This window comes from Magnetococcales bacterium, assembly GCA_015231175.1.
GTDB lineage: Bacteria > Pseudomonadota > Magnetococcia > Magnetococcales > DC0425bin3 > HA3dbin3.
The window spans coordinates 1-16848 of record JADGBZ010000004.1; the positions used below are offsets into that span (position 1 = coordinate 1).

A 16848-nucleotide genomic window follows, 5' to 3' on the forward strand; every position below is an offset into this window, starting at 1 on the left:
TGAAATGTGGAGTTTTGTTGGCAACAAGGGCCAACAACGTTGGCTGTGGCATGCGATAGACCATGTTTCTGGACAGGTTTTGGCATATGTATTTGGGCCACGGCAGGACCAGGCGTTTTTGGAGTTGATGGATTTGTTGGATCCTTTTGGAATTAAAAAGTTTTTTACGGACGACTGGGGATCTTATGGCCGCCACATTCCACCTGGGAAACATGTTGTGGGCAAAAAAGACACATGGAAAATCGAGCGCAAGCACTTGACATTACGAACAAGAATCAAAAGGTTGACACGTAAGACCATCTGCTTTTCCAAATCAGTTCACATGCACGACATCGTGATCGGCCTTTTTATCAACCGATTCGAGTTTGGTAGGGCTGTGTGACCGCGATCAACCAAGAAGGGACACTACCTGAAAAACCTTGCAACGCTCGGTTTCGAGTCTGATGAACTGACACTGCTGCCGCTTTTTGCGTCCCCGTCATATGTCAAGCCTCAAAAAACTTGAACATCGAGTTTCAAGCTCCTGGATGGTTTGTGCAGCGGTTGCCTGATCGACCAGTTTTTCCGCCCAGGTTTCGTACTCGCCTCCGGTCAGTTCCTCCTGGGCCTCGTCGAGATCGTCCGGAACATCAGTATGATATTCAGCCAGGGTTTCGGCCAATCTGTGACCGCGTTCGACCAGTCGTACATCGTCCCGGCGACTTTCAAGCCGTTTGCATCGGCGCTTGATGGACTGGTAGATGGCTTCCGGGCTGGAGGCAAGACGACGCTGTAACTGGGTCAAGGCAAATCCGATAGTTCCTTTTCTTTTACCATCAAGTCGATCCGCCCGGTTCATCTCGTTACGGACGTAATCCGTGACATGGGCGTAAAGCATGACCTCCAGGTCGGACAGCTCATATTCTGCCGTATAGGCGCGTCGTTCCGGAAACAAAGGGGTACCATCAAACTTGAGCAGATCCTCCTTGACCATACGGCGCATCATGTCGGAGACATCGACTTGGTGCGCCCCTTCCCGAAACTTGCCATAAAAGCGGTCACCGTCCAGCAGGGAGAGAAAAAGTTGAAAGTCGGTCTCCTTGCCGTTGTGCGGCGTGGCCGTCATAAGGAGGAAGTGACGACAAACCGATCCCAGTAACTTACCCAGCTTGAATCGTTTGGTCTCTTTGACCTGCTGGCCATAATAACCGGCAGACATTTTGTGGGCTTCATCGACGATGATCAGATCCCAATCCGTATGGGTCAATTTGTCCTGGAGTTCATCATTCCTGGAGAGTTGATCCATGCGGACAATGAGCAGGTTGTGCTCCTCGAAGGCATTTCCCGAAACAGAGGTTTGATCCAGTTCACGACTGAATACTGTGAACTCAATGCTGAATTTTTCGTACATCTCATCTTGCCACTGCTCCACCAGGCTACCGGGGGCGACGATGAGAACGCGCCTGGCATCCGCCCGTATCAGCAGTTCGCGGATCAGGAGGCCCGCCATGACGGTTTTCCCGGCCCCCGGGTCATCGGCCAGTACAAATCGTAATGGTTGTTTGGGCAACATGGATTCGTAGACAGCGGTAATTTGGTGCGGCAGAGGTACCACGTTGGATGTGTGGACCGCCATCATGGGATCAAACAGGTGTGCCAAACGAATACGGAAGGCCTCGACGCCCAGCTTGAAGTCGACACCCGCTGCATCAAACCCCCAGGGGCGACCTGTTTGTGCGAGAGTCAAACGCCCCTCATCCGAGCGGAATAACATCTGCTCGCCCAGGTGGCCCTGACTGTTTTTGTAATAGACCGTCAGGGCGTCCTGGCCAATCAAGTCGACGCTGACGACCCGAACGATTTCCCCATCCTCAATGCCACGGATCTGACAATTTTTTTTAACATCTTCCAGCTTCATCATGGTGTCAGGCCTGTTTTTTTTATGAATTGTCCAGGAGCAGGCAGGCTGCTATCAAGCCGCTGGGTCATAGCTTAGGTTGCGACAACCCGCTTATATCTCTGGGAGCGTGGGCGTCTCGCCCGCAAGAGGCGGGTACGATGCGGGCGAGACGCCCGCGCTCCCAGGGGGTCATCTGGATGCGGTTTAGGCCTGTTTTTTTACGAATTATCCAGGGACAGGCATGCTGCATCAAGCCACTGATTGTATGAATGGTCAAGGGTGGTCCAGGGCCTGTCGCACTGTCCGGATTTTGGCGTCTACGAGAGTTTTTTCAGCTCAGGCAGCAGGGTGTGGGCATCGGGTCCGACCAGGACGACGACCATGTTGGTGGGGTGGGTCAACTCCCTGGCCAGGGCGGGGAGGGTGGCGGGGTCGATGGCATTGATTCGTTCCCAGGCCATGGAGAGGGTCTCCACGTCGGCGAAGAGGCGGTCGGCGACGTAGCGTTCCATGAGTTCTGCCGGGCGATCCAGGGTGGTGGCGATGGCGGCCTGCCAGCGGGTGAGAATGCGGTCCCACTCTTCGGTGGTTGGGGGGCTTTGGCGCAGGTTGGCCAATTCGTGCAAAATGGCGGCGAACACGGCAGGAAGATTTTCGGGGGAGACAGAGGCGCCGATTTCCAAGGTACCGGCGTCGGAGAGGGCGGTGTAGGAGGCCCAAAGGTCGTAGACCAACCCCTGTTTTTCGCGGAGCGTGGCCTGGAGGCGGGAGGCGAAACCATCGTCAAGGATGCGCCGCAAGGCCGTCAAAGGGTGGTGATCCCGTGCCAAAAAACCCTTGGCGCGGAAGAACAGAACGAGGGAGAGTTGGGCGGTTTGATCGTTGACCGCCACCCAGTGCGGTCCCGGGGAGAGAGGGGGAGGTGGCATGGAGGGTGTGGGGTTGCCCCGGGGCAGATCACCCAAGGCGGCGCGGGTCAGGCGCACGGCCTGCCGGTGTCTGATGGGACCGAAAAAGGCCATGGCCATGTTTTGGCCGCAATAGTGCTGGGCGAGGAATGTTCTCAGGCGGTGGGTGTCGAACGTACCGATGGTTTGCCGGGAGCCGAGAACGGAACGGGCCAACGGGTGATCGGGCCATAATTTTTCACCGGCAAGGATGGCGGGAACGGTGATCTCGCCCTGGTCGTTCTCATCTTCCCGCATTTCGGCGATGACCACCTGGCGTTCGGTCTCGATGCCGGTGAAGGCGGGCCGGGTGAACATGGCGCAAAAGGCGGCGAACCCGGCCTCCAAAAAAACAGGAGGAAGGGTGATCCAATAAGCGTTATACTCCTGGCTGGTGGCGGCGTTCATGTCGGCGGCCATCGCCTCCAGGTGGATGTGGAACGCCGTGGGGTCCGGTATGGGTTCGATGCCCTTGAACAGCATGTGTTCCAGGAAGTGGGCCATGCCGGCATCGGAAGGGCTTTCAAAGCGGCTGCCGGCCCGCACGAGCAGCGTGGCGCCGACCTCATGCAGCCATGGCATGGGAAAGGTGCAAACGGTCAGGCCGTTGCGGAGACGGGAGAGCTGAAAGTTTGGTTCCGTGACGAGGGTCGGGCTGGGGACCGGTATGCTCAACGTGTCAGTCTGTATGGAGTTGGAGCGGGTGAGGGGAATCGAACCCCCGCCTTAAGCTTGGGAAGCTTAGGCCCTACCATTAGACGACACCCGCTTGACATGACCCTGGATTGTAGTCGATTTTTTTGGCGGGTCAACTCGGTGTGAACAAAAGAAGTGAAAAACGTCGCTGTGCCGATTCATGACAATTGACTGAACGACGAGGAAGTGACCGTGACACGGAAACATGCATATCGACTGGGATTTTTGCTCTGGGTTGCCGGCATGGGCATGGCGCATGCGGGTGGGCCGGCATTGCCCCAGTCCCGGGTTTGTCTTTCCCACTTTCTGGCCCAGGAGTGGGACGAGGCTGTTTCCGTGTGTCGTCCTCTGGCCGAGGAGGGGAACGATCCAGCGGCCCACTTTGTGATGGGCACCCTGTGGGAGGAGGGGAAGGCCCTGCCGCAGGATTTGGTCAAGGCCCTGCACCACTATACCCTGGCTGCCAAGGCCGGGCGTCCGGAGGCGCAATTCAATCTGGGGTTGATGTTTCAGCGTGGCCGAGGGGTCAGGCAGGATGCGGACGGGGCGCAGCTCTGGCACCGCCGCTCCGCCGAGCAGGGATTTGCCCCGGCCATGCACCATCTGGCTTCCCTTTTGCCGTTGACCGAGGCCCAGGCATGGTATCGGCGTGCCGCCGAGGCGGGATATACCCCCTCCATGAACAGTCTGGCCCAGTTGTTGTCGCAACTGTCTTCCGAGGGTGGGGAGAGGGAAAAAAATCTGGCCGAGTCGGTCACCTGGTGGCGGCAAGGAGCGGAAAAAGGGGATGGCGAAAGCGCCTTTTGGTTGGCCTTGGCCCTGATGGAGGGGCGGGGGGTTCCGGCAGATCTGGTTCAGGCGCGGGCATGGCTGGAAAAGGCGGCGGCCCAGGGCTCCGCCGATGCCCATTTGATGCTGGGGCGGCTCTACCGCTCCGGGCATGGGGTGGCCAAGGATGAAGAAAAATCCGTGGATCATTTGCGGCAGGCGGCGGAAAAGGGTTTGGCGCCGGCCCAATACAATCTGGGCATGCTTTTATTGACCGCATCGCCCCGTTTTTCCCGTCGCGACGAGGCCATGATCTGGTTGCGTCGTGCGGGTCAGAGTGGATTTCCCCCCGCCGTTGACCTGTTGGATCGGCTGAAGGGGTCATCTGGGTCAGAGACACCCTGAGTGACGTTTTGTGGCCAGAATTCTGATCCTGATCGGCAACCATCTGGCGACCGCTCCGCGTCCGCAGAAAGAGGCCATGGCTTTGGTGGCTGCCGGGCACCAGGTGGAGGTGATGGGTGTCTGGTCCGATGCCGCCGTTGTGGCGCGTGACGAGCTGCTGTTGCGTCGAGGGGTGTGGCGGTTTCAACCAGTGTTGGATTTTCGTCCCCAGGGGTGGTTGGGCAGGGTCACGCATCTGCGCGTGCGTCTCCTGGCCCGGGTGGCCCGGAAGCTCTATCGAACGACCGGGTTGCTGACGCCTGAATTGCTGGGCTACGGCGTGCGGGAGTTGTTGCGGGCGGCTTTGCAGCGGCGGGCCGATTTGACCATTGTGCATGCCGAAGGTGGGTTGTGGATTGGCCAACGTCTGCTTGCAGCGGGTTTGCGGGTGGGTGTTGATTTTGAGGATTGGTTTTCCGAGGATTTGCCTCCCGAGGTCAACCGGGACCGGCCCATTGCCCACTTGCGCGTGATGGAGCGGGCGTTGCTGCGCGGCAGTTGTTATGCTCTGGCCACGTCGCAGGCCATGGCCGCAGCTTTGGCGGCTCGTTATGATTTGCCCGCGCCCAGGGTGGTTTACAACGTTTTTCCCTGGGCGGACCGGGAGACGTTGGACGGAGAGTGTGTGGATCGCTCCCCGGAGCGGCGGGGTGTCTCTCTCCACTGGTTTTCCCAGACTTTGGGTCCGGGGCGTGGTCTGGAATTCTTATGGGCTGCCTTGCCCTATGTTCAGGCCCCTGTCGAGATCCATCTGCGTGCCGGGGCTTCGCCGGCGGCGCGGCAGTGGCTGGAGCAAAACGTGGCGCCTGCGTGGCGTTCCCGGGTTGTTGTGCATCCCATCGTTCCCAACCATGCCCTGCTCTCCCGCATCAGCGAACACGATGTGGGTTTATCTTTGGATGACACGCGCATTTTCAGCCGGGATTTGACGGTGACGAACAAGTTGTTTCAGTATCTTTTGGCTGGCTTGCCGGTGATTGCCACGGCGACTCGGGGGCAGAGGGAAGTTTTGGGTTCGTTTCCTGCGGCGGGTTGCCTGGTTGCGCCGGGGGATGCCAGAGGGTTGGCAGCAGCCATTGATGATCTCGCCGGGTGTTCCGAGCGTCTGGTGGCGGGCAAAAAGGCGGCTTTGGCATTGGCCAGAACCCGTTATTGTTGGGAGCTGCAAGCCCCGGTTGTGCAGGGGGCGGTTGCAGAGGCCTTGCAAAAAAACGATTGAAAAACCAGTCTTTCAAGCGTTGTTCTGTTTGATCCGTCGCCCAAAGGCCAGCAAACGTTGGCCAACCCTGACGCCCCAGTAGGCCAGTAGAAGGATGGCCAGCAAGGAGGCCACCGGCGCCCAGGCATCTCCCGACAGGATGCCCAGGGGAACGGCGGTACGCACGCCGGCCACCCCCATCCAAAGGATCAGCAGCAGTGACAACAACCGGTCATGCATGACCAAACCCCCGGAGAAAAAACCCGCCACCCGCGCCGTTATCCCCAGAATCATGGTGGTCACTCCACCAGCTGCGATAAGGTGCAACAGGGGATCCAGGGGGGGCATGTTCAGCAGGAACAACGCGCCTCCAGTCAAGGCTATGGATGCCAGGCCAGCGATCAACGTGACACCGATGGATGCCAGGGGTTGGGTCATCTGCACCGGGAAAAGGCGCGTGGCGAACATGAGCCACAGGGTGGCAACGGCCCAAAGCAGGCCTGTCCACGACCAGGGAAGCCAAACCAGAGCAGAACCCCAGGCGGCCAGCCAAGCCATGAACCAGATCAGGGTGAACAGATAAGCAGGCCTCCCTGTTGGGCGCGTACCCCCCAGAATGTTGGCCACCAGATGCTGAACGATGGCCAGGATGCAGGAGACAGGTCCAGCCAGGAGGGCGGCCAATGCCCAACCAGGTTCGGCCAGGTTCAGCCAAGGCGCTGCACCCAAACTGGCCACACCGATGACGAGAGGTATGCCCACTGGCAAAGCACGCTGCCGATCCGCCGTGCGCACCACACCCACCAGAGCGATTGCGGCGCCAATAAAAGATATTGAAATAAGCGTGTTACCGATATATTGGATGGCAGGTTCCGGCAGGACGCTGAGCAGAAAACCAAACCACAGGGGAAACAACAGGCGCAAGAGGGATGGGGAAGGGGGGGGTGTGCCGCCGATCACATGGGGTCCAGCCTGAAGGGCAAAGCCGAGGATGTAGGAACCGGCGAACAGGATGAGCTGCATTCTGCCGTGGAGATGGCGCAGTTCCGGGTAGAGGGGTGTCCAGGGGAGCAGGCCCCATTGTTGACACCAAAGAATGATTCCCAACGAGAATCCGCCTGCCAGGGCGATCAGGCCACTGCCCCAGAAGCGGTGTGCGACGGGTTCCCGGGTGATCGGGGTGGGGGCGGGAGGTGGAGAGATGGGAAAGAGCGGGATCATATGGTTTTGAGTGTTTTGAAAAAGTCCCCTACGGCTTCGGCGCCACCTGTTCGATGGATTTCGATGGCTGCGGTACCCACCACGGCGATATCGGCTTTGCCGACAAGATTACGAACATCATCGCCGGTTTTGACGCCGAAACCCAGGGCGAGCGGTACGGAGGTTGCGGCGCGGCAGCGGGCCAGGAAGGCATAGATGGCGCTGTCGAAGGCGGTCTGCCGTCCCGTCACCCCTTTGCGGGCCACGCAATAACAGAGACCTGCCGCCGCCGCGCCGATCTCGGCCAGGCGTTGTTCCGGGGTGGTTGGGGTCATGAGTTGAATCCAATCGACGCCGACCTCCCGGCACAGGGAGATGGCCGATCCTGCCTCATCCAGGGGGAGATCCGGCACGATCAATCCACTGCCACCCAGGGCGGCGGTTTGTCGAATGAAAGGTTCCCAACCACGGGCGTGCAAAATGTTGTAGTAGGTCATGAGCAGAAAGGGCACGGCGTGTCGTTGCACCATCTCTCCCAGAAAGGCCAAACCCTCTTCCACCCGAAAGCCGCGATCCAGGGAGGCCTGATTGGCCATGGCAATGACAGGCCCATCGGCGATCGGTTCGGAAAAGGGAATTTGCAGTTCGATGAGATCAACCCCCTGGGCCACCATGGCCGCGATGACCCGGCGGTTCTCCTCCAGGGAGGGGTAACCCAGCACGAGATGAGACATCAGCAAGATGGGAGCGGCTCCGTTTTGGCGGCGTCGGGTCAGGGTGTCACGAAGATGTCTCTCCAGGCTGGTCATTCTGGCGTTCATGTGGCACCTGTTGTGTCTCTGTTTGCATATTGCGTTGCCTTGGCGCGGATGAAATGCCGCCAGCCGGGATCGTCGATGGCATCGGCCACCGTGAAGATATCCTTATCTCCACGACCGGAGAGATTGATGATCACCACGGCGTCTGGGGGGAGACGCGGGAGTTCCTTCAAGGCCTGGGCCACGGCATGACTGGACTCCAGGGCGGGGATGATCCCCTCGGCCCGCATGAGTCGTTTGAGCGCGGCGACAACCTCGTGATCGGTGGCGGCGGCAAAACGCACCCGACCCGCGTCCCGCAGATGGGACAGGATCGGTGAAACGCCGACATAATCGAGTCCTGCTGCGACCGAGTGGGTATCGCGCATTTGGCCATCGGCGTCTTGGAGAAAGTAGGTTTTATAGCCATGGGCGACGCCGATGACCCCGTCTCCGGCCAGGCGGGCGGCATGTTTTCCGGTGGCCAGGCCATGCCCGCCCGCTTCGACGCCGACCAGTTCCACCCCGGTATCTTCCAGAAAGGCCTGGAAGATGCCCAGGGCATTGGATCCCCCGCCGACGCAGGCGTAGATGTGTGTGGGCAAGCGTCCTTCCTGGGCCAGGATTTGCCGTCGGGCCTCTTCACCGATGATGGATTGAAACCAGGCGACCATCTCCGGGAAAGGGTGGGCGCCACAGGCGGTTCCCAGGACATAGTGGGTATCATCCATGCTGCCGACCCAGTCGCGCAGGGCCTCGTTGATGGCATCTTTGAGGGTTTTGGACCCGGAGGTGACCGGAACCACCCGGGCGCCGAGCTGCTCCATCCAGAAGACGTTGGGTCGTTGGCGCTCGACATCTTCGGCGCCCATGTAGATGACGCACTCCAGCCCCATGCGGGCGGCCATGGTGGCCGTGGCCATGCCGTGTTGACCGGCGCCGGTCTCGGCAATGACCCGGTGTTTGCCCATGCGCTTGACCAAAAGCCCCTGTCCCATGACATTGTTGGCCTTGTGGGCGCCGGTATGGTTCAAATCCTCCCGCTTGATGTAGACCCGGCGCCCGCCAAACTCTTGGGAAATGTTTTCAGCCAGGGTGAGTGGCGTGGGTCGTCCCGAATAGTTTTCCATCAGGCGCAGATAATCGTCCCAAAAGGTGGGATCCCTTCTGGCCGTGCGGTAGGCTTCGGTCAGCTGGCGGAAGGTCTCCCGCAGGATTTCGGGTATGAATGCCCCGCCGAACGCGCCGTGATAGCCTTGAGACATGGGAACACAACTCCTTGAAAATAAAATATCTGCCCAGCAGAAACGACCAGGACCGGAACCAGTTTAGCCACCAGGTTGGTTGTGTGCCAAGTGGGAATGGAGCGTGATGAAAAAAAACCGTAATGATGCGCCCTGCTTTCGCGCCGATTTCCTGATGGTAGGCATAAACATTGCATGCAGACGTTATCTGGTTTTGGGTCACCCAGATCCTTCCCGGAAAAGGGTGTTGTGGCGCTTGCGCCGTGGTAAAAGGGGTGTCGCCGCTCTCGATCCGTGGTACAAGGGGGAGGGACGTGTTTTGCCGGAGGCGGTGGGTTGGATTGAACTGTCGCAACAAGACAAATGGGACAGCATGGGAAGGAGAACAACATGAACAGAGATTCCCGGGTGGGACCGATTTTGGCTGGAGCGGTGGCGTTTTTGGGGTTGTCGATCATGTGTACCCCGGCGAGCGCCGGCGAGGGCAGCAAGATTGCTGCGGCCAATGAGACCAGCTTTGCGAACGACATTCAGCCGATCCTTGTCTACCGCTGCCTGGAGTGTCACGCGGAGGGGGGAAAAGGTGAGGTCGAGAGTGGTCTGCGCCTGGATACCTACGAAGGGCTCATGAAGGGGACCAAAAACGGCAAGATCATCATTCCGGGCAACGCTCTTGCCAGCACGCTCAATCAATTGGTCAGTGGTCAGGCAGCCCTGCGCATGCCGCATAACAAAAAACCCTTGACCCCGTGCGAGGTTGAATCCTTCCGACGCTGGATTCAGCAGGGAGCCAAGAACAACTGAGGAAGGGGAGATGGTGGCTCGTTCGCAAGGAAGGGAAAGGTCGATCGACCGGGTGGGACAATGGGTATTCCATGGAAAAGGAAAGAGTCAATATGAAGATTCGTAAGGCGGTTTTCCCGGTCGCTGGGCTGGGAACGCGCTTTTTGCCTGCGACCAAGGCCATCCCCAAGGAAATGCTGCCGGTTGTGGACAAACCCTTGATCCAGTACACGGTCGAGGAGGCCCTGTCGGCTGGTATCGAGGAGATCATTTTTGTGACCAGCCGGGGCAAGACCCCCATGGAGGATCATTTCGACCGGGCGCCGGAACTGGAAGAGAAACTGCGTTGTCGTGGCCAGATCGAACTTTTGCACCAGATCGAATCCCTGGTGGCTGAGGAGACGTGGTCGGTTTGTTCTGTGCGCCAGTATGATCCGCTGGGGCTGGGTCACGCGGTCTGGTGCGCCAGGGATCTGGTAGGCGATCAACCGTTCGCGGTTATGCTTCCCGATGACCTGATTCAGCCCGTCCTGCCGGATGGCACGCTGGTGCAACCGGTGATGAAGCAGATGGTTGAGCAGTTCCAGCAGGTCCAATCCCCCCTCATGGCGGTGATGGAGGTGCCTGCCGATCATACCAACCGCTATGGCATCCTCAATCCGGGCGGGCCCCAATCCGCAGCCGGTCTGATTCCGATCAAGGGGTTGGTGGAGAAACCCAAGCCGGCGGATGCCCCCTCACGGATGGCCATCATTGGCCGATATATTTTGACGCCGGATATCTTTGGCCTTCTGGGACAGCAGCGCGCCGGTACCGGTGGCGAGATCCAGTTGACCGATGCCATGGCTGCCCTGCTGAAAAATCACGACCTGTATGGCTACCGTTTCCAGGGCATTCGCTACGACTGCGGTACCAAGGCGGGTTATCAGATGGGCAATCTCGCCCTGGCCCTGGAGGTTCCGGAGCTGCGTCGGCATCTGCTCCCCTTCATGCAGGAGCGGTTGGACCATTGGGCCGGTAGGACGCCACCGGCCTGAAGAGGGGTGGGGGGTGTGCCTCTGGCGTTATCACTCAACGGGGTGGAGTGGGAACGCTCCATCCGTGTTCAAGTCAACGTAGCTGTTCCGCGCTCCTTCACGAAAAATATTGACGTGAAAGACTTTGTCAGGGTCTTTCAATCGTTTTTTGGGTGGTGCTGAGCAGGTACAAGTCAACAGGGAATGCGATCTGACATGCGTATCACCATGATTGGTGCCGGATATGTAGGGCTTGTTTCCGGCGCCTGCTTCTCCGAATTTGGCGTGGATGTCACCTGCCTGGACACGGATGCGGAAAAAATCGCCCGGTTGCGGCAGGGTCGCATCCCCATTTACGAACCTGGTCTGGACAGGCTTGTGGAGCGCAACAGCCAAGCCGGGCGGCTGCACTTCACCACCGATGCCCCTACCGCCATTCGTGAAAGCGATGTCGTTTTCATCGCCGTCGGCACGCCTGAGCGGGGCAGCGACGGGGCGGCGGATCTGAGTTATGTCTACGAAGCTGCCCGCACCGTGGCCAGGCACCTGGACAAATTCACGGTGGTGGTGACCAAATCGACCGTTCCGGTTGGGACCGGCATGGAGGTGGAGAAGATCATCCTGGGGGAGAATCCCCGCGCCGAGTTTGCCATGGCCTCCAACCCCGAATTTTTGCGGGAAGGGTCCGCCATCGAAGATTTCATGCGGCCCAACCGGGTGGTGATCGGCGCCAGCGACCAGCGCGCCATCGACATGCTGAAAGATCTGTACCGTCCCCTCTATCTGATTGAGACCCCCATCCTGATCACCAACATTCCCACGGCGGAGCTGACCAAGTATGCCGCCAATGCCTTTTTGGCCACCAAAATCATGTTTATCAACCAGGTGGCCAATCTGTGCGAAAAGGTGGGGGCGGATGTCCATGGTGTTGCCCGGGGCATGGGGCTGGATCAGCGCATTGGCAAAAAGTTTTTGCATCCCGGCCCTGGTTTTGGTGGATCCTGTTTTCCCAAGGACACTCTGGCGTTGGCGACGACGGCCCGGGAGAACGATGAACCCATCACCATCGTGGAGGCGGTGATTGCCGCCAACCGGCACCAGAAGGAGCGCATGGCCAAAAAGATTGAGCTGGCCATGGAGGGCCAACTGCGCGGCGCTACCATTGCCGTGTTAGGCTTGACCTTCAAGCCCAACACCGATGATATGCGGGACGCACCCTCTCTGACCATTCTGCCGGCTCTGTTGCAAGCCGGCGCGCGCTTGCGCGCCTATGATCCGGAGGGCATGGGGGCAGCCCGCAAATATTTGCCCGATATCGAGTATGTGGATGGGGTCCATGAGGCCTGCCGGCAGGCGGATGCCATACTCATTCTGACCGAGTGGAACCAGTTTCGGAATCTGGATCTGGAGCGCATCAAGGCGGCCATGCGTCCGCGTACCGACGGCACCCATGTATTTTGCGATTTTCGTAACATTTATGAACCGGACACCATGCGTCGGGCCGGTTTTCGCTATGTTTGCGTGGGACGGTGAAGGTCATGGTCAATCCGCATATTTTTCGTGAGTACGATATTCGTGGTGTGGCAGGGCGTGATTTGACTCCAGAGGTCATGGTTGCACTCGGGCGTGTTTTTGCCGCTCTGGCGCGGGAGGCTGGGGGCGCCCGCGCCAACCCTCCGACCGTTGCCCTGGGACGTGATGGGCGTCTCTCCTCGCCTGAACTTGCCCAGGCGTTGGCTGCCGGTCTGGCGGCTGGGGGCATGGCGGTGATCGATGTGGGTCTGGTGACCAGCCCTGGACTCTACTATGCCACCCACCACTTCCAGACGGATGCCGGCATCATGGTCACCGGCAGTCACAATCCGAAAGATCATAATGGCCTGAAAATGATGCGGACGGGGAAATCCCTGTACGGTCCCGACATCCAGGCCATGCGCCATCTGTTGGAACAGGGCGGCGCCCCCGAAGTATCGGGGGGTTCGATCCGTTCCGAGCCCATCCTCGACTCCTATCTGGCCCGCATGACGGCGGACTTTCGTCCAGGCCGTCCCATGAAGGTCATCATGGATTGCGGCAATGGTGCAGCCGGGGTGTTGGCGCCTGCCCTGCTGCAACGCCTGCCCGGGATTACCGGCGAAGTGCTCTTCGCCGAGGTGGATGGCAACTTTCCCCATCACCATCCTGATCCGACCCTGCCGGAAAATCTGGAACAACTGCGGCAGCGCATGCAGGAGACCGGGGCGGAACTGGGCATTGCCTTCGATGGCGATGGTGACCGTCTTGGCGCCCTGGATGAGGCCGGGCGCATTGTTTGGGGGGATCGCCTGATGATCCTCTTTGCCCGCCAACTGCTCCAGGAGCGTCCCGGCGCCACGGTGATTGGCGATGTCAAATGTTCGCAACTGTTGTTTGACGCCGTGGCTGCGGCGGGCGGCAAACCCCTCATGTGGAAAACGGGCCACTCCGTGATCAAGGCCAAGATGCGCGAAACCGGCGCCCCCTTGAGCGGTGAGATGAGTGGACACCTCTTTTTCGCCGATCGCTGGTATGGCTTTGACGATGCGGCCTATGCCGCTGTGCGTCTGATCGAATTGCTGGCTGCGACCCCCTTGACCCTGTCGGCCCGTCTGGCCGACCTGCCGACGGTCTTCGCCACCCCGGAGTTGCGCATCGACTGCCCGGATGAGAGCAAATTCCAGGTGATGGAACGCATCCTGGCTGCCCAGCAGGCCGCCGGCAGCGATTTGAGTACGGTGGATGGGGTACGGGTGCGCCTGCCGGACGGCGCCTGGTGGTTGTTGCGGGTCTCCAACACCCAACCAGCCCTGGTGGCGCGGGTCGAGGCCAAAAGTCGGGCCCGGTTGCTGGAGATCGTGGCCGAACTGACCCGGTTGCTGGCGGCGGAAAACATTCCCTTTCCCAAGTGGCAGGTGTGAAGATCTTCATGCTTGGCGGGACACGGAGCGATCAGACCGGGCTGCCTCTTGGTATTGGGAAGTCCGAATTGAAGAGCCGGTCTTGATAACGATGCATTTGCTGTTTTGGAGTACGACCACTCCCGATAAGGGGGATGCGCTTCGGAAAAGAGATGGAGGTAAACGGTAGTACGTTTGTTACTCCACTTGATCCAGAGATAGGGTCGGTGTTTTCCAAGGTGCCGGATTTAGTCATGAATCATGTCAGGAAGGCCATGGAACGTGGTTTCTAAAATATCCAACCTGACTTTGTTGGGCGTCGATGGCAGTGCTTTACCCAACCTGACCTTGTTGGGTATCAATGGTAGTGCTTTTGAGGCTTGCGGGGAGGAGAACCTGTTGGTGTCCACACCACGGGGTGCTGCTCGTTTGGAGCCGGATGGTGTTTTGGTGGACGAGGTTGGCCGGGAAGACCTGGACGAGTTGTTCGACATGGGCTTGGTCACCCTGCTGAAAGAGGATGTGTCCTTCCCGAAGGTGGCTGGTCTCAAGGGTATGACCATGCGGCGGCATTTTCTTGAAAGCTACCAGAAAATGGTCGGATGCTCGTTTCCAAGTCTTTCAAGTCCATCGTTGACGTTACATTCGTTGCGAAAAACGGATAGTTTTTTGACAGTCGCTCCCTGTGAGGGGCTTCGCTTGGTTCGCGAGAATGCGGCAAGTCAAGTTCAATCGAAGATCAAGGAGCTTGTTTCAGGGGCAATGACGGGCCGTTTGGGAGAAATAGCCGAGGATTTGGAACAGCTTGCCGAATTGGGATCCGATGTGGTCTGGCCTCGCCACGGCGAGATTCACCTTTTGTTTCTCGGCATGGTGGCCTTGGCGCGTGGGGAAAAAGAGGATGGGGCCCATCTGCAATGGCGCTTGTTTCAGTTTCGTGTCAAGCCGGTATTTCCTCAACTTACTTTCGACGCTTTCAAAAAAAAGACGGAAGATGTTCTGAGCCGTTGGAAAGCTGAGTTTCTCTCCGGCAAGGTGGTGCTCGTTCGTACAGGAAAAGATGCCGATCAAGGTGCTGCTCCGACCGATCCTACACGGAAGCCTCCCCGTCAATTCCGTGATCGTGCCCGTCGGGCTCATGTCCGTCAACTCCTTGCTCGTGTCCGTCGGGTTCAGAAAGGACGACAGATGCGTGTCACTGTGATGGGAAAAGCAGTGGATGACGCCAACGTGGTTGTTCTTCCGAAGGGTGAGGGGAAGTCCGTCAAGTTGCTTGAAAAACATGTGCGCAATCAACAATATATCGCATGTTCCCAGAGGAAGGGTGTGTTGATGACTGGGCATTTTCGGAAGACGGGTCCGAAAGATATGCCGTCCAAGGTGTGACATGTGTGGTGGTTGTGAGTGAACTCTGTCATGGATCAGCAACAAAATATTGGCCTGCACGTCTCTTTCGCCGGCCTCACCCTGGCGACGCCCCTGGTTTTGCTGTCGGGTTGTGTGGGCTTTGGCGAGGATTTGCTTGCGTTGGAGGGGTTTGATTTCAGCCAGATTGGCGCCATTTGCCTGAAGGGTACCACTTTGGAGCCGCGACGTGGCAATCCGCCCCATCGTCTGGCCGAGACGACAGGTGGGCTTTTGAATGCCATCGGTTTACAAAACCCCGGGGCGCGTCATGTGACCGGGAGCATCCTGCCCCGATTGTTGGCGCAGCTTCGGGCTCGTGCCGATGGCCAGGGGGTGCATCTGATCGCCAACGTGGCCGGCGCCACCACGGATGAGTACGCCGAAGTGGCGCGCATCTTTGACGACAGCCCGGTGGCGGCTTTGGAGATCAACATCTCCTGCCCCAATGTCAAGGAGGGGGGGATGGCCTTCGGGTCCGATCCGCGCATGGCGGCGCAGGTGGTGGCAGCCGTGCGACGGGTTACTCGCAAACCCATCATCACCAAGCTCTCCCCGAACGTGACCAGCATTCGCACGATTGCCCGCGCCGCCCTGGAGGCCGGAACCGATGCCTTTGCCGCCATCAATACCTTGACCGGCATGGCGATCGATCGCCACACCCGCCGGCCTGTTTTGGCAAACGTCACGGGAGGGTTGTCCGGTGCGGCGATCAAGCCGGTGGCCTTGCTCAAGGTGTGGGAAGTCTACCAGGAGGTCGCCCCCCACCACTGCCCGATCATCGGTCAGGGAGGGGTGGTCAACGCTGATGATGCCGTGGATTTTTTGATCGTCGGCGCCACGGCTGTTGGTTTGGGTACCGTGCTTTTTCGTCATCCACTGGTGGCTGGTGACATCAACCAGGGCATGCACTCCTACCTGAACCAACACAACCTGAAGCATGTCGGCGAGGTGACCGGGACACTCCGCGTCTGCATGCCCCCCTGACTTTCAACAAGGAGAGGCAAGGGGGGTTCATGCAAACACGGACCGGGTGGTTTCCGACCGGAGAAAGGGGTTGCGTGGCGACCTGTTTGTTTACCGCGCAGGGGTTGGGCTGGCCCCGATCACCACCATCACTCGGTGTCGTCATCCTCCAATGCCCGCAGAAAAAGGGAGTGAAAATCGGACCGCTCATCGTCCGTGCTTCGTTGGTGGCTTTGTGGACGTTGAGGTTCCCGGCCATGGGTTCCCGATGCCTTTTGCACCACGCTGCCCTGATTTCGTTGTCGAGCCAATGTGCCATACAACACGGCCATACCGGCCTGGGATACGCTCCACATGTGCTTCTCCTTCCTGCCTTCAGTCGAGAGAGTCTCTTGAGGATTAAGATCGGTTCTCCCGTGGAAAGATGAAGCGAAATATTGCAACAATCCTTGCCCCCATGCCACGCCGTTTGCTACCCTCCGGCAGGGGGGTAGCGGGACGGGGCCTGCTTTTTTCCCCGTGCGGGACAGCGTGCAAACGCTCCGAAAACTTGTGTCCACGGGATGGTTTCCTTGTTTATAACTTCCATAT

The 16848-nt window shown here is 59.0% G+C and carries 14 protein-coding genes, 1 tRNA gene and 1 pseudogene; 9 read left to right on the top strand and 7 right to left on the bottom strand.

Annotated elements, in window-relative coordinates; translation table 11 throughout:
* On the top strand, positions 1–382 hold a 382-nt coding region (locus tag HQL63_01390), incomplete at its 5' end, for an IS1 family transposase (protein MBF0175492.1).
* A 132-nt stretch (positions 383–514) separates the two neighbouring features.
* Here HQL63_01390 and HQL63_01395 read toward each other — a convergent pair.
* The 3 genes and pseudogenes from HQL63_01395 to HQL63_01405 form a co-directional block, all read right to left on the bottom strand.
* Positions 515–1900: pseudogene (locus tag HQL63_01395) on the bottom strand (DEAD/DEAH box helicase).
* A 296-nt stretch (positions 1901–2196) separates the two neighbouring features.
* Positions 2197–3501 carry an insulinase family protein gene (locus HQL63_01400; GenBank protein MBF0175493.1) on the bottom strand — a complete coding sequence of 435 codons (1305 nt, stop codon included), beginning with the start codon at positions 3499–3501 and terminating at the stop codon, positions 2197–2199.
* A gap of 20 nt (positions 3502–3521) precedes the next feature.
* Positions 3522–3595 (bottom strand) — tRNA-Gly (locus HQL63_01405).
* A gap of 119 nt (positions 3596–3714) precedes the next feature.
* On the opposite strand from HQL63_01405, the gene HQL63_01410 reads away from it, so the two are divergent.
* Both HQL63_01410 and HQL63_01415 read left to right on the top strand, forming a co-directional pair.
* Positions 3715–4695: a sel1 repeat family protein gene (locus HQL63_01410; protein MBF0175494.1), complete on the top strand. Its 981-nt coding sequence runs from the start codon at positions 3715–3717 to the stop codon at positions 4693–4695.
* A gap of 10 nt (positions 4696–4705) precedes the next feature.
* Positions 4706–5953: a glycosyltransferase gene (locus tag HQL63_01415; GenBank protein ID MBF0175495.1), complete on the top strand. Its 1248-nt coding sequence runs from the start codon at positions 4706–4708 to the stop codon at positions 5951–5953.
* Positions 5954–5965: 12 nt separating this feature from the next.
* Here the strand turns inward: HQL63_01415 and HQL63_01420 are convergent, their stop codons facing one another.
* Genes HQL63_01420 through trpB form a run of 3 tightly spaced genes read right to left on the bottom strand, consistent with a single transcriptional unit; the run spans position 5966 to position 9194 of the window.
* The gene (locus tag HQL63_01420) at positions 5966–7153 is read right to left on the bottom strand and encodes an NnrS family protein (protein MBF0175496.1); all 1188 of its coding nucleotides are present in this window, start codon (positions 7151–7153) and stop codon (positions 5966–5968) included.
* On the bottom strand, positions 7150–7941 hold the full coding sequence (locus HQL63_01425; protein MBF0175497.1) for a tryptophan synthase subunit alpha: 792 nt from the start codon (positions 7939–7941) through the stop codon (positions 7150–7152). Before HQL63_01425 ends, HQL63_01420 begins: the two co-directional genes overlap by 4 nt.
* 8 nt (positions 7942–7949) lie before the next feature.
* On the bottom strand, positions 7950–9194 hold the full coding sequence (trpB, locus tag HQL63_01430; GenBank protein MBF0175498.1) for a tryptophan synthase subunit beta: 1245 nt from the start codon (positions 9192–9194) through the stop codon (positions 7950–7952).
* Between the two features lie 369 nt (positions 9195–9563).
* On the opposite strand from trpB, the gene HQL63_01435 reads away from it, so the two are divergent.
* From HQL63_01435 to HQL63_01460, 6 genes are all read left to right on the top strand, one after another.
* On the top strand, positions 9564–9977 hold the full coding sequence (locus HQL63_01435; protein ID MBF0175499.1) for a hypothetical protein: 414 nt from the start codon (positions 9564–9566) through the stop codon (positions 9975–9977).
* Between the two features lie 92 nt (positions 9978–10069).
* Positions 10070–10993, top strand: coding sequence for a UTP--glucose-1-phosphate uridylyltransferase GalU (gene galU, locus HQL63_01440; GenBank protein MBF0175500.1), 924 nt, complete (start codon positions 10070–10072; stop codon positions 10991–10993).
* Positions 10994–11188: 195 nt separating this feature from the next.
* Entirely contained in the window at positions 11189–12505 is a 1317-nt protein-coding gene (locus HQL63_01445; GenBank protein MBF0175501.1) for a UDP-glucose/GDP-mannose dehydrogenase family protein, read from the top strand.
* Positions 12506–12510: 5 nt separating this feature from the next.
* On the top strand, positions 12511–13908 hold the full coding sequence (locus tag HQL63_01450; protein MBF0175502.1) for a phosphomannomutase/phosphoglucomutase: 1398 nt from the start codon (positions 12511–12513) through the stop codon (positions 13906–13908).
* 261 nt (positions 13909–14169) lie between these two features.
* Positions 14170–15273: a hypothetical protein gene (locus HQL63_01455; GenBank protein ID MBF0175503.1), complete on the top strand. Its 1104-nt coding sequence runs from the start codon at positions 14170–14172 to the stop codon at positions 15271–15273.
* A 30-nt stretch (positions 15274–15303) separates the two neighbouring features.
* Positions 15304–16278 carry a dihydroorotate dehydrogenase gene (locus HQL63_01460; protein ID MBF0175504.1) on the top strand — a complete coding sequence of 325 codons (975 nt, stop codon included), beginning with the start codon at positions 15304–15306 and terminating at the stop codon, positions 16276–16278.
* Positions 16279–16406: 128 nt separating this feature from the next.
* Here HQL63_01460 and HQL63_01465 read toward each other — a convergent pair whose 3' ends face one another.
* On the bottom strand, positions 16407–16613 hold the full coding sequence (locus tag HQL63_01465) for a hypothetical protein (protein ID MBF0175505.1): 207 nt from the start codon (positions 16611–16613) through the stop codon (positions 16407–16409).
* Positions 16614–16848 lie beyond the last annotated feature (235 nt).